This window comes from Vibrio crassostreae (assembly GCF_024347415.1).
GTDB classification, from domain to species: Bacteria; Pseudomonadota; Gammaproteobacteria; order Enterobacterales; family Vibrionaceae; genus Vibrio; species Vibrio crassostreae.
On record NZ_AP025476.1, the window covers coordinates 715157 to 729852 of the forward strand.

The window sequence follows — 14696 nt, forward strand, 5'->3', positions numbered from 1 at the left end:
GGCTAACCCCTTTTTTATGCGTTATTAATAGCGCGAGTTAAAGCGAGCTACTTGCTAAAGCAATCCATTTGTTAAGGCACAAGCTTAAGCTGAAGGTTGCTCTACAGGTTTAGTGTCTGCAGCTTCTGCTTCAGGAGACTTGCCTGTTTTACGCTTGTACTTCTCTTCCCAGTAAGTTGCACCTTTAATGCCTAGTTTTACAGGGTTGAATGTGTACTCAGTTACGCCTTGTTTCTGCTGTTCTTCATAGTCAGCTAGAGCTTTAAGCGCAGGCTTAGACATGAAGAAGATGATCAGAATACCCACGATGTTTAACCATGCCATCAAGCCAACACCAACATCACCCATTGCCCATGCAAGGTTCGCTGTTTTAACTGTGCCATAGAAAACCGCAGTGATAAGAACAAGCTTAAGTACGAACATCATGCCAGGGATCTTGATGGTACGACGTAGGTAAGCAATATTCGTTTCTGCGATGTAGTAGTAAGCAAGAATCGTTGTAAATGCGAAGAAGAACAGAGCAAATGCGATGAATGGCTTACCAATGCCTGGTAGTGCACTTTCAATAGCAAGCTGTGTAAATACAGGACCATTCGCACCGATGTTTGCTGCTAGGTTCTGAACAAGGAATACCCCCTCAGCGCCGCCGTGAACGTTGTATGCACCAGTGATGATGATCATGAACGCTGTAGCAGAACATACTAGAAGAGTATCGATGTAGATAGAGAATGCTTGTACCAAACCTTGCTGAGCTGGGTGATCAACACTTGCAGCCGCTGCCGCGTGAGGACCAGTACCTTGACCCGCTTCGTTTGAGTAAACACCACGCTTAACACCCCAACCAATTGCAGCACCGAAGCCTGCCATAGGTGTGAATGCATCACCAATAATCATTGCGAAAACAGTTGGCACTTGGCTGATGTTTAGCAGAATGATAACGAACGCGATAATGATGTAAGCCAATGCCATGAAAGGAACAACGATCTGTGTGAAGTTCGCAATACGTTTAACACCACCAAAGATGATGAAAGCAAGGATGATAGCAACAACAGTACCGGTGAAAATTTTAGCGAAACTGAATGTACCGACAGCTGTTTCAATCATATCACCTGAGCCAAATGCAGCTTCTACAGCATTACCAATACTGTTTGACTGAACACCTGGAAGCAAAATGCCACATGCAAAAATAGTCGCGATAGCGAAGATCCATGCGTACCACTTCTGACCCATTGCTTTTTCAATGTAGTAAGCCGGACCACCACGGAACTGGCCTTCGTCTTCTTCTTTGTAGATTTGCGCTAGCGTAGATTCTGCGTAAGCAGTTGCGGCGCCAAAGAAGGCTACAACCCACATCCAGAATACTGCACCTGGGCCACCGAAACCGATAGCGGCAGCAACACCAGCAATGTTACCTGTACCTACACGGCCAGATAGCGAAACGGCTAGAGCTTGGAAAGACGAGATGCCTTTTGATGAGCTTTTACCTGATAGTAGCAAGCGCCACATTTCAAAGAAGTGACGGATTTGAACAAATCGAGTCATGATGGAGTAGAACAAACCTGCACCTAAACATAGGTAGATAAGTACTGGGCTCCAGATTATTCCATTCAAAAAATCAACGAATGACTGCATGAGTATTTTCCCTGTTAGTTTTGCTTATGATTGTTTTTCGAACAACACAATACTTCACTTGTAACCCAAGTGTTAAATTATTTAACTGCGCATTAGGATTACTGTGACATAAAGCAAGTTATAGGGAGGGTTTGTTAATGCTTAGTGCTAATTTGATGATCGTCCTATTTAATCTTATATGCAACTGGTTTTGCTTTCTGGTGTTTTGCAAAGTGAATAAATAGTGATTAATACAAAAAGGGGGATTTGAGATGCGAATAAAATACGAAATTAATAAAGAGCAGCGGTTAAAGCCGCTAGCATAAACGGCTGATATAGGAGTTGTGGGATAAGTAGATTGGAATCTATCACCTGCATCGTGTGAACTAGCAGATATAAGAAACTGTGTTTTTTGAAGATTCGATAATTGCGGCTTTAAGAATTACTTAGTGAAAGTTGTTAGTTTGATGACTGTTTCAAACAACTACGAACCCTCGCTCTTGTAATTCTTGAGCGAACTCAGACTGAGTATTTGGCTCGCCGTGAATCAAATGCACCTCTTTCTGTTGAGTCGCGATACCCTCTATAAATCGGTAGAGATCCTCTTTATCAGCATGAGCAGAATAGCCAGACATGCCATGAATTTGAGCATTAACCTCAACGTCTTTGTTATCAATAAAAACCTGTTTTTCGCCTTGTTGAAGCTCGCGTCCGAGTGTTCCGTGTGCTTGATAGCCCGCTAAAATGACATCGGTGCGTTTATCTGGAAGCAAAGCCGATAAGTAGTTCATGATCCTGCCGCCCTGACACATCCCAGAAGCTGCAACCACAATCGCGGGTTCACCTGTCGACTTGAGGCGATTAACGATCTTCTTGTGCATTCTATGCCCATCAACAGTAATGCATTGCTCAAAAGCGAGTGGGTGACGTTTCACTTCAAGGCGCTGCTTGGCTTCTTGACCCCATAGCTCTTTAAAGCGTCGGTAGGATCGCGTTACTTTCTCTGCCATAGGTGAGTCGAGGATGATAGGAATATCGGCGCTGAGTTGATGCTCAAAGATCAGGTTTTCAATATCAAACAACAGTTCTTGTGTTCTGCCGATACTAAATGCCGGGATCAGGATGACGCCACCATCGAGTAACGAACGGTCAATAATTGCTTTGAGGCGTTCAGAGCGTGAAGCAATATCGTCGTGCGTGCTAGTGCCGTAAGTCGATTCGATAAACAGATAGTCGGCTTGTTGTGGTGGTTTCGGATCCGGCAGCAATGGCGTGTTACTTGGGCCCAAGTCGCCAGAAAAGACCACTACCTCTTGGTTGGGTAACTTAATCTCAATATAGGCCGAACCTAAGATATGTCCTGCAGGTTGAAAACGGGCATACAGAGTATTTGGCCTATGATGATCTTTTCCGTCGTTTTGCTGTTTCGAGACAATTGGAAACCACTCCTCATAAGGCTTAGGAGCAATCAACGAATAAATTTTTTTAAGGATGAGTTTGGATTGTTTATGACTGAGCCCTTGCAGTTTTAAGCCATCTTCAATCATTAAAGGAGCGAGTTCAGCCGTCGCCTGAGTGCAATAAATCGGTTGGTTAAACCCACTGGCGAGTAACCAAGGTAATCGGCCAATATGATCAATGTGAGTATGAGTCAGCAGCAGAGCGTTGAGGTGGGATATTTCAAATTCAATATCGAGAGGGCGAGTGTCTTCCCCCTGAAACAAGCCACAATCGATGAGTACCGCTTGGCCTGAATCTCTTAATTCGTGACAAGATCCTGTGACAGTATGTTTGCCGCCATGGTGAATCACTTCCATCGTTTACTCCCATTGCTCTATAAAGCCGTTAACGCCTGTTTTTATTTTGCGGGTAAGCGCCAGTAAGTAAAACAAGAACAATGAGAGTTGCGATCGTTGAGTATCTTTTTAAGTAATTGAGCGATAACTCAGTGGGTTCGTTGTGAGTTAGTTCGTAGAAGAGCGGTCTGAATCCAACTCTGGGTTTTGCTGCGCCTCTAAACGAGCCACTTCGGCATCAAGCTCTGCTATTTTCTCTGCCATGAGTGCGTGACAGCGATTGGCCAACTCCCTTGCATCGCTGAGCTTGTATCCGGATACATCGATAGGTTCCAGCATCTCGGTAATCGCAATACCGTTGTTTAATCGATTTAAGTCGATCTTATTGTGTGTGGTGCTGGTACACATCGGGGTGATAGGCACACCAGCTTCAATCGCCATTCGGAAAGCGCCTGTTTTGAATGGCAGTAATCCACGTCCTTTACTACGGGTTCCTTCAGGGTAAACCCAAACAGATAGATCTCTCTGATGAATCGCTTCCGCCACTTGTTTGATGGTATCGCGTGCTTTGGACTTGTCTTCACGGTTAATCATGATGTTACCGGTGATCCAATACAGCAGACCAAAGAAAGGCACGTACAACAAATCGCGTTTGCCCAATGAAACAGTGCGTGGTCTTAGCATTCCTGGGTCGGTCACAAAGTCCAATATGCTTTGGTGGTTAGAGATGTAGACGCTGTTTTCTGGTGTCGGGGCATTGTCGAGGCCGCGCTGCACCAGTTTTACACCGATGATCTTTTGGAGTTGGTTGAACCAACGACAGAAAACGTACACATGCTTGGGGTTCTTGGGGCTAAACAAGCAGTAAACAAAAGCACATAGAGTGGTGAGAATAATAAACACCGTAGCCAAAATAATACGAAGAACAGCAAGCACAATTCACTCCTTACTCACCACAGATGGCAGTGATTAAATAGTTTTAGATGCTTGAAGTTTTCACTCTATTTAACCGAATTGCAACAATTAACTGTGTTAGGGGGCTATTTTTAGATCTTTATATAAAACAAGGACTAACAATGGGCATTTGACACACTTATCGAGCTTACACGTGTTCACCAGTAATGGCTCATGATCACCAATACTGTTTATTTGGATCCGATTTTTCTACCCATTCAGGCTCTTGACGCGATTCCAAGTAGAGTTGTAGGCCGTTATAAGACATGAAAGCTGCAGGGCCGCCGAGGTGTTCGAAATAGTCGAAATACTCATCTTCGAGCGCACATAGGTGGGCCAAATCTTCAACCTTGTTAGCTAACGCCCATTGAATGGCAAATACAGGCGCAACTGAGCCTGAAATATTCACCTCTTCGACGTTTGGGTTAAACATTGAATTAGCTTGCTCAAGCAGTATCTCTTCTTGTTCAGACTCTTGTTGTAGCACCTCTTCGACGATCTCCGAGCGCTTGGTATTAGAGACACTTTTGTTCAGCTTAGCGATTCGCAGTGCGTAGCTAAATCGGTCTGATGAAACGATGTCGACAAGCTGCGACAACAGCTCTTTGTCTACGCCTGCAGCCTTGGTGAAATAGTCTATACACGAATTGATTGAGGCATAACGAGTACCGTCAAACTCAAAGCCACTGGTTTCGTCGTATACCTCAAGTGGGATGTCATCAACCGACAAAGGCCAGCCTTTATAATCGACGCGTTGCTTGGCGATTTGATACATTTTCCACGCGCTGCGCCCAAACCCGCCAAGTGTCGAGCCCGAGAAATCAGAATCAATAAGTTCTTGCTCTGTCCAGTTCTCACCGATGCCAAGGTGCTTAGCGTACTTGTCTATCAGAGTGTGTTTTATCTGATCGCGCACAGACCAAATTGAGGTCAGATTCTTTGAATAGTTAATTCTCGCACACTCATTACAAGCCGGCAGTGCTATCGGTGAATGGCCAATCTTGGCAACAGCCTGCGCTGTCTTAGGGAATTCAACAAGGTTACTGGAAGGTTCACCACAAAACCAACAGGTGTGGCGCAGGTTGAATGGGGTATCTATGTGTGAGTATGTGTTCATTAGTCTTTATCGGCTAGGTGCTTTAGGCGAGTTAATCATCTTCAAACAATTATCTCTGTTCGCACGTCAGCTTGCACCTTGTTTGTTTTTGTTTTGCTGACGAAACTGATTCATGATGTGACTCGCCTGATGAGCTCATTAGGTAGATATTGATATAAAACAGTCACTAACGATAAATGTTGATTGGTGTGGCTGAACTTACATGAGCTGCTAGCAATCGCCCAAGCTCCCCATTACTATTGAGATAGACTCCTTACTCCAATAACGCATATGTCCTCATCGATTCCATTTTACGATAAAAATGCTCACACACTTTGCCAGCAGTACAACTCAGTTACGTTCGAGACGGTACATAAAAGCTGGCAAGCTTACTGGCCTTTAGAGGGCGATAAAGTACTAGATATCGGTGCAGGGAGCGGTCGTGATGTGCTATGGATGCACAAAGCCGGAGCTGATGTTATTGCGATAGAACCTAGTGCGTCATTACGCGAACAAGGCTCGAAATATACAGGCCCAAGTGTTACCTGGATTGATGATTCACTCCCCTCGCTTAGCCGCACTGAAAACCTCGGAATGCGTTTTGAGTTGATATTGGTGAGTGCGGTTTGGATGCATCTCGCTCCGTCTCATCGAGAGCGTGCATTTAGAAAATTGTCTAACTTGCTAGCTCCAAATGGCAAGCTGGTGATCACTCTGCGTCATGGGGAGTTTCAAGACAGTCGACAAGGCTATGAAGTCTCAGTTGAAGAGCTCGAGCGTTTATCAAAAAACAGCGCCTTGTTGGTTCGTCATGTTGATGATAGCCAAGATAGGTTGAACCGCAATGAAGTGTGGTGGCAAACCGTGGTGATGACATTGCCAGACGATGGCTCCGGTGACTTGAACAAGGTGCGCCACATTATTGTGAATGACAACAAGTCGGCCACATACAAGTTGGCTTTGTTGAGAACATTACTGCGAATTGCGGATGCTCATTCAGGCGCTGTGATTGATCGAACTGATGGGGAAATTTCTCTACCATTGGGCTTGGTCGCTCTGTATTGGGTTAGGCAGTTTAAGCGCTTGATTGATATCGATATAGAAGGCGCTGGGATTCAGCAAAATAGCAACACGAGTAAAGGCCTCGGATTTGTAAAAATGGATGGTTGGAACAAACTAAAGCATCTTAGTGCCGATGATCTAGCTATTGGTACTATGTTTTTAGGCGAGGAAGCCAAAGCATTGCAGAAGCTGTTTTCACAAACGATCAGTACTATTAAATCGGGTCCAGTGACCTTTATTTATCATGGCTCTAAAGAGAATAAGCTGTTTGAGATACTCCCACCTCAGCAGCGACGTAAGAGCCGAGAATCGCTGGTCATTGATAGTGAGTTCCTAGAAAGCTTTGGCTATTTCACTCTCGATGAAAGCCTGTGGGAGTGCTTTAGAATTTACCATTCTTGGATTGAACCGCTGGTGGTGAATCAATGGGTGATGGAGATGCAGCGTTTTGAGTTAAATCGACAGCGCAACATATCACTACAGACCTATCACGACTGTTTAGTCTGGATTGACCGAAACCATGATACTCGTGATGTACGCAAAAGAGTTGAACAGCTTAGAGCTGATCAGGCAGACATTGTCAGTGTTTGGAGTGGAAAATCATTAAAAAACGAGTATCACGTTGATCACTGTCTGCCTTTTGCTTATTGGCCGAATAACGACAAGTGGAACCTCTTTCCCACCACAAGCAAAGAGAATCTAAGCAAAAGTGACAAAGTTCCTACTGCTGAAAAACTTCGTGCGTCTAAGTCTCGTATTCTCGAATGGTGGCAATTGGCGTGGAACGATTCCGCTCATTTTGAACAACAGTTCTTTTCGGAAGCGGCTCTTTCTTTACCCAATATTCCATCACAGTGTCGAGATTTCGAAGAGGTGTTTGACGCTATGGGTTTGCAGGTACGCGGTGTGAAAAGCCGACTATTAATCAATGAGTGGCACTGATCGCAATTTACCCTCTAATTTAATCCTTTGAGTAACGGTAGAGTAAACGATGAAATACATCGGAATTGATGGCTGCAAGGCGGGTTGGATCGCTTGGATTGTCTCTGGCAATGAAACACCTGAGTTCAAGGTGGTGAAGACCCTCGAAGAGCTGGTTGATGATTTTACGGGATCAACAACATTAATCGATATGCCGATTGGCTTTAGCGATTCACTGACTCCAGATAGATTATGCGACAAAACAGCAAGACGTTTCCTCACCAGCAAACGTGGCTCTTCCGTGTTTCCTGTTCCGTGTCGAGAGGCGGTTTACCAAACCGATTACATTGCGGCGTGCAGTGCTAATGTTGAGCAGCTTGATAAGAAGTTTTCTAAACAGACTTGGGGAATTGTGCCCAAGATTCGCGAGCTTGATGAACTCATTGAATCTCACCCAAGCCTTTCGATAAGGGAATCACATCCTGAGGTGGTGTTTGCAGCATTGAAAGGTGAACCGCTGACGTTTTCCAAACGAACGCAAGAAGGCAAAGAGGAACGGCTTTCTATTATTCAGCAACTCGCCCCTCAATGGTGTGACGGCTTGTCTTTGGCCATTTTAAATACCAAGCGTAAAGACGTCGCGATAGACGATATTTATGACGCATTCATTTTGATGTTGATTGCTTATCACGCTCCAACATTGTCGTGCTTGCCTGAGCTTTCTGAAATCGGCGGAAAGGCTGATAAGGATCAGAACGGAAGAGTTCGAGAGATTGTCTATTGGGACAAAACGCGCTAACAAAGCGTGCGCTCCACTTGGCTTAATATGTTACTTTCCAACTTCTGCTACTTTTCACACTTACTATTTTGAGTCTTTGATATGAAACGTTTTATTGTCGGCTGGCTGGCCACTGTTCTCAGTGTTGCGAGTTACGGCCAAGTTGCCCCTATATCTCAATGGCAATGCGACATGATGAAAAAGAACAATGTCTTGAGTAGTGGTGCGCCTGTCGGTTGTGAGCGACTATCCAAAGTGGATTTCGATTTCATTAATTTCAAAGGGGAAACGCAACAGGGCAATATGATCGTGCTTGATGTGGTTGCACCTGCTGTTGAACAAATTTTTTCGGATCTCAAACAGCGCAATTTTCCTCTTCATTCCGCTCGCCTAATGCGTGAATTCAGAGGTGACGATAACGCCTCAATGGACGCGAACAACAGCAGTGCGTTTAATGCTCGTCCTATTACAGGTGGAGGTGGTTGGTCGAAGCATGCTTATGGTGTGGCGATAGACATCAACCCAGTTCAAAATCCTTTCTTAGAGTTCGATAGCAACGGAAAGATCACGGTAAAGCCTTCACAATCTGCGACAAGTTATGTGAACCGTACTCGCTTTCGTGCGCGTGAGGAACTTGAACGCCGCGGCATGGCTGAAGATGTGGTTGAGCTTTTTGCCCATCACGGATTTATGATCTGGGGAGGGGATTGGAATAGCCCAATCGATTCTCAGCATTTTGAGGTCGGCTCAAGAAAGTTTGTTAGCCAACTGCTCTCTAAACCGCAACCTGAAGCTAAGATGTTATTTGAGCGCTACGTCGAATCTTATCGACAGTGCTATCTCAAAAATAAAGGTGAGGACGCAGAAAAAGCTCGAGCTATCTGTGCAAAGAAAACAGTCGGGACTTTTTAGTGCTATGTTTATCTAGAACCGTTTGTGTTTTAGCAAGTTAAACTCGCTTCAGGTGTGTTTTGAATAGCTAAGGTCAGCGCTTGTCGTTGGCCTTTTTTGTATTCATTTCTCCAATAGAACACCGAGCATTGAAAAGGTTATTGGGTATCCATTAGTCAATAATCGATAAGCGAATGCAGCGCAAAGTCATCGGTTTGTCATTGAAAAAGTCATAGCGTAAACGTTATGTGAGAACCATCGCTGGTGGGGGAACTTCTTGCCTATTCGCCAGTATTATTAGTGAACTGATCACAACGGACCAACTAATGAAAAAGATACCTTTGGCTCTAACTCTTTTAAGCACTCTACTTTTTTCACAATATTCTTTGGCTACAGACACTTCACACACCACGCAAAATCCGACTTACGAACTCGATGGTAAGTCGGTATTAGGCCGTACTGAGAACGTGTACCTATCTAGCGTTCAAGGGCTAAAAGACGTTCCTTTCATTGGTAAAATTGATACCGGTGCAGAAACCACTTCTATGCATGCTGAAGACATTCATGTGAAGAGCTCTAATCCCGATTACCAAAACCTCAAAGACAAAGAGTTGATGGCGGCGTTAACCGAAGACCTGTTGAACAATTCTGATGTTGATTACGATGATTGGGATGGCAGCACCTTTGCGAAATATGAAGCTGTGGTGTCTTTTAAGGTCCAAAACCCACGCACGGGAGACATGGTATTAATCGAAGCGCCTTTAGAGCGTGTCAGCATGATACGCAGCCGCACTAGCAGCACGCCTTTACTTCGTCCTACCGTAAAAATGTCGCTGACCATTGCGGATCAAGAATTAAAAACAGACGTTAACCTGACGGACAGAAGTCACTTCTCTGCGCCAGTGCTGATCGGCAAAACCTTTCTTGCTGACAACGCCTTAGTGTTTGCAGGCTACGACTATTTGCAAGAGCAGGAAAACGCGACGGTTGTTGGCCGCAAAGAGGTGGTGTCTATCTCCGGAATGGCGATGAACGCGACATTCTCTTTAAAGAACCGCTACAGCATTTTGCATGCAAAAGACATCGACATAGACAAAAAGAACAAAGAAGTGACGTTTGATATGTTCGACAACGACGGCAAGCAAAAAGAGATGACGTTGCCGTTGGTTCGTATGTTAAGCGTGAGTGGTAAGAAGAGACCTTTGGTGTATGTGCCGGTTCAACTCGATGAAAACACCACAAAAGACGTTCTGGTGTACCTACGTGAGCGCTCGAGTAGTGAGTCGCAGTTGAGATTTGGTACCAGCACTGCCAGTGAACTTTTCATGATTGACACCAATGCAGAAAATATTCTTTCTGAAGGTTCAGAGAGCTTTAGTGATGTTGCTAAAAAGAGTGAACCTTTGGTTATTTCTCCAGAAGAGGACATCACCCTTGATGACTTCCCACTCAAGGCCGTTGCCTCTTTCATTGTCAACACGCCTCTGTTGAAGGTCGACAGTTTTGAAATGACAGGCAAAGGCAAAGAGGCTTCCGTTGAATTTTACCTTACGGATGTAAACGGTGAGAAGCAGAAGGTGACCAAGCCAATTATTAAGAAGCTTAAAGTCGGTGATGATACTCGTCCGGTTGTCAGTGGTGAGTTTGCGGTGTCTGGAAACGTTCGTACGCAAGAGTTTGCCATCGATGTGCTCAATACGAATGAGAAAGAAGCGTACTTTATTTTAGGCAAGAAGATGGCAAAAGACGGTGTGTATGTGAACACTCGCTCTGACTACCTTTTGAAAGCTGAGCCGCTGTTTAAAGTAGGGCACATCGAAGTCGTTGAAGTGAACGGCATGAAGTTCCCGGCCAAGCTCGACACTGGCGCGGATGTGAGCTCAATGAACGCGGTGAACATCAAACGATTCAAGAAAGATGGCCAAGACATGGTGACCTTTACTTATCAAAACAACCAAGGCGATAAGCAAGAGTTCACCAAGCCAGTGATTGATGTGATGCGCATTAAGGCCAAGAAAGGCGAGAAGGTAAACATTCGCCCTGTCGTTGAAATGAAGGTTAAGCTCGGTGACTTAGAGAAAGAAGTGAGGGTAAATCTTCAAGACCGCTCTCGCTTTGAATACAGCATGATCCTAGGTAAGAACTTCCTGAAACACGGCGCAGTAGTCAGCAGCGATGAAGATTACTTGTTAGGTGATGTGGAGTAACCCCTAACTAAGTTTGTAATAGAACCGTTCCAAACAGCCACACATTTCAGTATTGGGATGTGTGGCTGTTTGTTGAGAGCTCTATAAAGTACATCAAGTTCTATCTTCTCTAGAGGGGAATGATCTAGTTCTTGCTCAAATTCAATTTGTTAAGCATGGCAATAGAGTTATCAAAGATAGCTTCGGTTATGTGTTTTGGGAAACCTTCAGGCAAGCGTGCGGCGAGGCGCTCAATTGCTTTGGGTAATTCAGTTTGCATGTCATCCAATATGCTTTGCATGCTATCAGAATTAAAGCCAACTGAATGGGCTGTATCAAGAAAGTGGCGAGAGTAGATCTTGCTTATTTGGTACTTCTTACCACGACTTGCTTTTAATCCCATTGCTAACTTTAATTTTCTTATGTTTAGTCCTTTTTTCCCCGTGATAGGGTAAGCAGACAAAATGTCATAAAATGGTGTTAAGCGATAACTACCTTGCTTTTCAATAAATATTGAATAGTTCTTTGCATGCCCATCAATAGCGCCTATAGCCCATTGGAAAACTTGAAACTTCATGAAGTTATATCTGTCTTCCAGTGCATTGGATGAGCCTTCAAGTAGCTTCATAATATCGGCGATTCCGGGGCCTCCATCACTTTCGTATTTTATCGATGAAGGGATTCCTTTGGCTTGACAGATATCTTCCTGAGGAAGGCGCAGTAGGTGTGTACGATCCTTAATCCAACGTCTATCAAAACGCTCAACAGCAATGGCTTTATAATTATGGGTTGTGATGATCTCGACGGTCGGAACATCAAACCCCAACTCTCTAGCTAACTCAATACAGATGAACTCATTCTCGACACTTTCAGTCAGATCTAGAATAGATGTGGGCTGCTTAATCTCACCAATAGGTAGCTTAATGATATGGCTTGTAGGTGTATTCCCTTTAGGCAAACACCAATCTCCGTTCAACCTTAGCAATGCTGTTTTTTCTTGAGCGCCAGCAACCGATATTCGGAAATCATCTTCTTCCTTAATCATACCTAATGGAATATTGGAATGATGGGCTGCTAAGATTTTTTCAAGCCGAGATTCGTCAAGAAGTTCGTATGACAGTTTGTTCTCGATATAGGGTTGACTTGGAGGGAGCAGAGCAATGGCACCAACGCTGTCTTTGCCAATTTCTTTCAGAAGATCAAAAGGTTGATTTGAAGCCGTTTGATAGCGTGCAACAATCCTATTACGTATAGCAATATTGTCTGGTAGCAGGTTGTCAAAGTAGTTGATAACGGCATCAGAAGTTATCGTAGGTATTTGTAGTTTAAGGGATAAAGATAATGGGCGAGATTTGTCGTTACTGAGCCAAGACTCATTATATTTAAATTCGTGAGAGCCATTGTTTTGCTTTGTGAGAGTACCGACCAACTCACCATTCATGTAGGCATTAAGTTGTTGCATTACCAATCTTCCTCATCAACAGTGCTTTGACTATTTTTTGCATCTTTGGGTTCGATTTTAAGGGTGAGATCTAATGCTTGGATAAGCTTGAACATTGTTGAAATAGTTGCCTTTTCTGGTCTATTTTCAAAGTTCGAAATGGTTGCTTGTTTTATCCCTACTTTTTTTGCCAGCTCAGACTGAGTCCACCTATTCTTTTGGCGTATTAGCAGTAAAGTATTGGCTAATTGTTGTGGGCTATAAATCACAAGTTGTCACTCCTTACTATGATGTTTTATCCCCATTAGAGGATATTGGTCGTGCTATCCCAACAAAGGGATATATGTAACTTTATACCTTGTAGGGGATATTGCAAGTTATATACCTTGTAGAGGATAAAGTAGGATTATCAAAGCCTTTAGCTTAAAGAGGTATTGCAAGAAGGTGGATGCCAGCCTTTGTTAGACTTGTCGCTAAGTTCTTTTGCGATTGGCGATTATCCATGCGGGTAAGGTGAGGTGATAGTTACACGTAAGTAGATCAAATATGCCACACAAGAGATAATTAGAAATACTGACTTTGAAGCGCAACGAGATGGTTCTAAACTAAAGTTATGGCAATCAAAAGCACTTACACTGTGCATCACCCTGTGAGTGAAAACACAGGTGATTAAGAAATAAATAATGGTAACGCAAGGTATTAGCATCATCCAAGTTGGATGTGTGGAGGCTACGTTTGATTTATTTACGGCTTTTGAAGGTGTGTTGAAAGCGAAAGTGCAAGGTGGCGCGTTTAGTATCTGCTTTTAGTACTAATAGCATAATTAATGATTATAAATACAAAAAGGGCGATAACTCAGTGAGTTACCGCCCTTTCCAAACGTTTGGTGGGCTGGCGTAAGTTGAACTTAACCCTTAAGTTGTTGATTTTTTTGGTTATCAATTGGTTTGACTTTTATTTTGGTTACTAAGGTGGTTACTAAAGCTATTTGCTTAATTAAAATAAATGCAAATTTCCCTGAAACTAGACTATTTATTATATTTCTTTCTGTAGTCGAATCCTTTTCTTGAGTCAACTGGCTGTGTTATCACGCTTTCGTTGCAGTTATTCTCAATTGAGCTTTGCGGTTGTATAAATGTCATCTCATCTTGATCACATCTCTGCGCCCTAAAATCTTCGTTTTCTAGCCGTAGTTGAGCTATTTCTTCGTTTAGTTTTACTATCTCTTGCTCATGTTTGTTTGCTTGAGTTACTAGATTATCATTATGCTCTCTAGCAGTACTTAGCTCGTTATTCAGTTGTTTAAGGCTTTCATGAAGTTGATTTATAGCATCGTCTTCAACTTTTGAATCCTCGATTTCTCCGGAAAGTAGCTCGCTGAGAGGCTGTAGTTTTCCAGTCGATTCAGTTTGTTCTGAGTCTTCACTTTTCAACTTACGCTCTAGTGACAGTATATCCTTGGCTGATTTAAGCAAGGCATCTACAATTTGGCTGAAGCTACAATTCTGATTTTTAGCTAGCTTCTCCAGTTGCGAGCGCCCACTTTTGCTCAATGTAAACGCGGTTTCAGTTTTGTTGGTGTTCTTTTTTCTGCGTTGTTTCGAAGTCCAAGCCGCTTTAAGTTTGTTGCATAATGACTTTACCCCTTCAACTCGATCGTAATCTACACTGTCGCCATCCACGGCGTGATATGCCGCAGATACAAATGCTTCTACATACTCTTTAGGTGCTAGTGATTTTAGCCCATGGGGAGAAAACCATGGATCTGGTTTCCTATGAGATTCAAGGTAATTCCTAATCCAGTCAGCTTGCTCTCTATTTGAGGGCGTAATCCAAGTTAAACGTTTTTTGAGTTTTTCACTATCAATCTTAGACATTGTTCTACTGCTATGCGACGAATAAGTTGTTGCGATCATAACATCGTGCCAGACAACGAGAACACACAACATGATCAGGTTCG

Annotated in this window: 11 protein-coding genes; 4 read left to right on the top strand and 7 right to left on the bottom strand. The window is 43.5% G+C overall.

All coding sequences use genetic code 11. The features are described 5' to 3' along the window. Positions 1-84: 84 nt before the first annotated feature. From OC193_RS03325 to OC193_RS03340, 4 genes are all read right to left on the bottom strand, one after another. The gene (locus tag OC193_RS03325) at positions 85-1632 is read right to left on the bottom strand and encodes an alanine/glycine:cation symporter family protein (protein WP_017059732.1); all 1548 of its coding nucleotides are present in this window, start codon (positions 1630-1632) and stop codon (positions 85-87) included. Positions 1633-2087: 455 nt separating this feature from the next. Then, positions 2088-3428: an MBL fold metallo-hydrolase gene (locus OC193_RS03330; protein WP_048663719.1), complete on the bottom strand. Its 1341-nt coding sequence runs from the start codon at positions 3426-3428 to the stop codon at positions 2088-2090. 147 nt (positions 3429-3575) lie between these two features. Beyond that, positions 3576-4343, bottom strand: coding sequence for a 1-acylglycerol-3-phosphate O-acyltransferase (locus OC193_RS03335; RefSeq protein WP_048663718.1), 768 nt, complete (start codon positions 4341-4343; stop codon positions 3576-3578). A gap of 196 nt (positions 4344-4539) precedes the next feature. Continuing rightward, complete coding sequence (locus OC193_RS03340) at positions 4540-5478, bottom strand: hypothetical protein (protein WP_048663717.1); 939 nt, start codon at positions 5476-5478, stop codon at positions 4540-4542. Positions 5479-5748: 270 nt separating this feature from the next. Between OC193_RS03340 and OC193_RS03345 the strand changes: the two genes are divergently transcribed. The 4 genes from OC193_RS03345 to OC193_RS03360 all read left to right on the top strand — a co-directional run bounded on the left by OC193_RS03345 (position 5749) and on the right by OC193_RS03360 (position 11316). Beyond that, entirely contained in the window at positions 5749-7461 is a 1713-nt protein-coding gene (locus OC193_RS03345; protein WP_048663716.1) for a class I SAM-dependent methyltransferase, read from the top strand. A gap of 49 nt (positions 7462-7510) precedes the next feature. After that, positions 7511-8239, top strand: a complete 729-nt coding sequence (locus tag OC193_RS03350; protein WP_048663715.1) for a DUF429 domain-containing protein — start codon at positions 7511-7513, stop codon at positions 8237-8239. 81 nt (positions 8240-8320) lie between these two features. Beyond that, positions 8321-9130: a M15 family metallopeptidase gene (locus OC193_RS03355; RefSeq protein WP_048663714.1), complete on the top strand. Its 810-nt coding sequence runs from the start codon at positions 8321-8323 to the stop codon at positions 9128-9130. A 305-nt stretch (positions 9131-9435) separates the two neighbouring features. Continuing rightward, complete coding sequence (locus OC193_RS03360; RefSeq protein ID WP_048663713.1) at positions 9436-11316, top strand: ATP-dependent zinc protease family protein; 1881 nt, start codon at positions 9436-9438, stop codon at positions 11314-11316. A gap of 124 nt (positions 11317-11440) precedes the next feature. Here OC193_RS03360 and OC193_RS03365 read toward each other — a convergent pair whose 3' ends face one another. The 3 genes from OC193_RS03365 to OC193_RS03375 all read right to left on the bottom strand — a co-directional run bounded on the left by OC193_RS03365 (position 11441) and on the right by OC193_RS03375 (position 14613). Then, positions 11441-12757, bottom strand: coding sequence for a type II toxin-antitoxin system HipA family toxin (locus OC193_RS03365; protein WP_048658807.1), 1317 nt, complete (start codon positions 12755-12757; stop codon positions 11441-11443). Next, the gene (hipB, locus tag OC193_RS03370) at positions 12757-13005 is read right to left on the bottom strand and encodes a type II toxin-antitoxin system antitoxin HipB (protein ID WP_017110259.1); all 249 of its coding nucleotides are present in this window, start codon (positions 13003-13005) and stop codon (positions 12757-12759) included. The genes OC193_RS03365 and hipB overlap by 1 nt, the downstream gene beginning before the upstream one ends. Before the next feature lie 759 nt (positions 13006-13764). After that, positions 13765-14613, bottom strand: coding sequence for a coiled-coil domain-containing protein (locus tag OC193_RS03375; protein ID WP_048666240.1), 849 nt, complete (start codon positions 14611-14613; stop codon positions 13765-13767). Positions 14614-14696: the final 83 nt, after the last annotated feature.

Bases quoted from the DNA above. Each gene is read 5' to 3' on its own strand.
- OC193_RS03325 (WP_017059732.1), bottom strand. From the start codon at position 1,632: ATGCAGTCATTCGTTGATTTTTTGAATGGAATAATCTGGAGCCCAGTA.
- OC193_RS03330 (WP_048663719.1), bottom strand. From the start codon at position 3,428: ATGGAAGTGATTCACCATGGCGGCAAACATACTGTCACAGGATCTTGT.
- OC193_RS03340 (WP_048663717.1), bottom strand. From the start codon at position 5,478: ATGAACACATACTCACACATAGATACCCCATTCAACCTGCGCCACACC.
- OC193_RS03345 (WP_048663716.1), top strand. From the start codon at position 5,749: ATGTCCTCATCGATTCCATTTTACGATAAAAATGCTCACACACTTTGC.
- OC193_RS03350 (WP_048663715.1), top strand. From the start codon at position 7,511: ATGAAATACATCGGAATTGATGGCTGCAAGGCGGGTTGGATCGCTTGG.
- OC193_RS03355 (WP_048663714.1), top strand. From the start codon at position 8,321: ATGAAACGTTTTATTGTCGGCTGGCTGGCCACTGTTCTCAGTGTTGCG.
- OC193_RS03360 (WP_048663713.1), top strand. From the start codon at position 9,436: ATGAAAAAGATACCTTTGGCTCTAACTCTTTTAAGCACTCTACTTTTT.
- OC193_RS03365 (WP_048658807.1), bottom strand. From the start codon at position 12,757: ATGCAACAACTTAATGCCTACATGAATGGTGAGTTGGTCGGTACTCTC.
- OC193_RS03375 (WP_048666240.1), bottom strand. From the start codon at position 14,613: ATGTCTAAGATTGATAGTGAAAAACTCAAAAAACGTTTAACTTGGATT.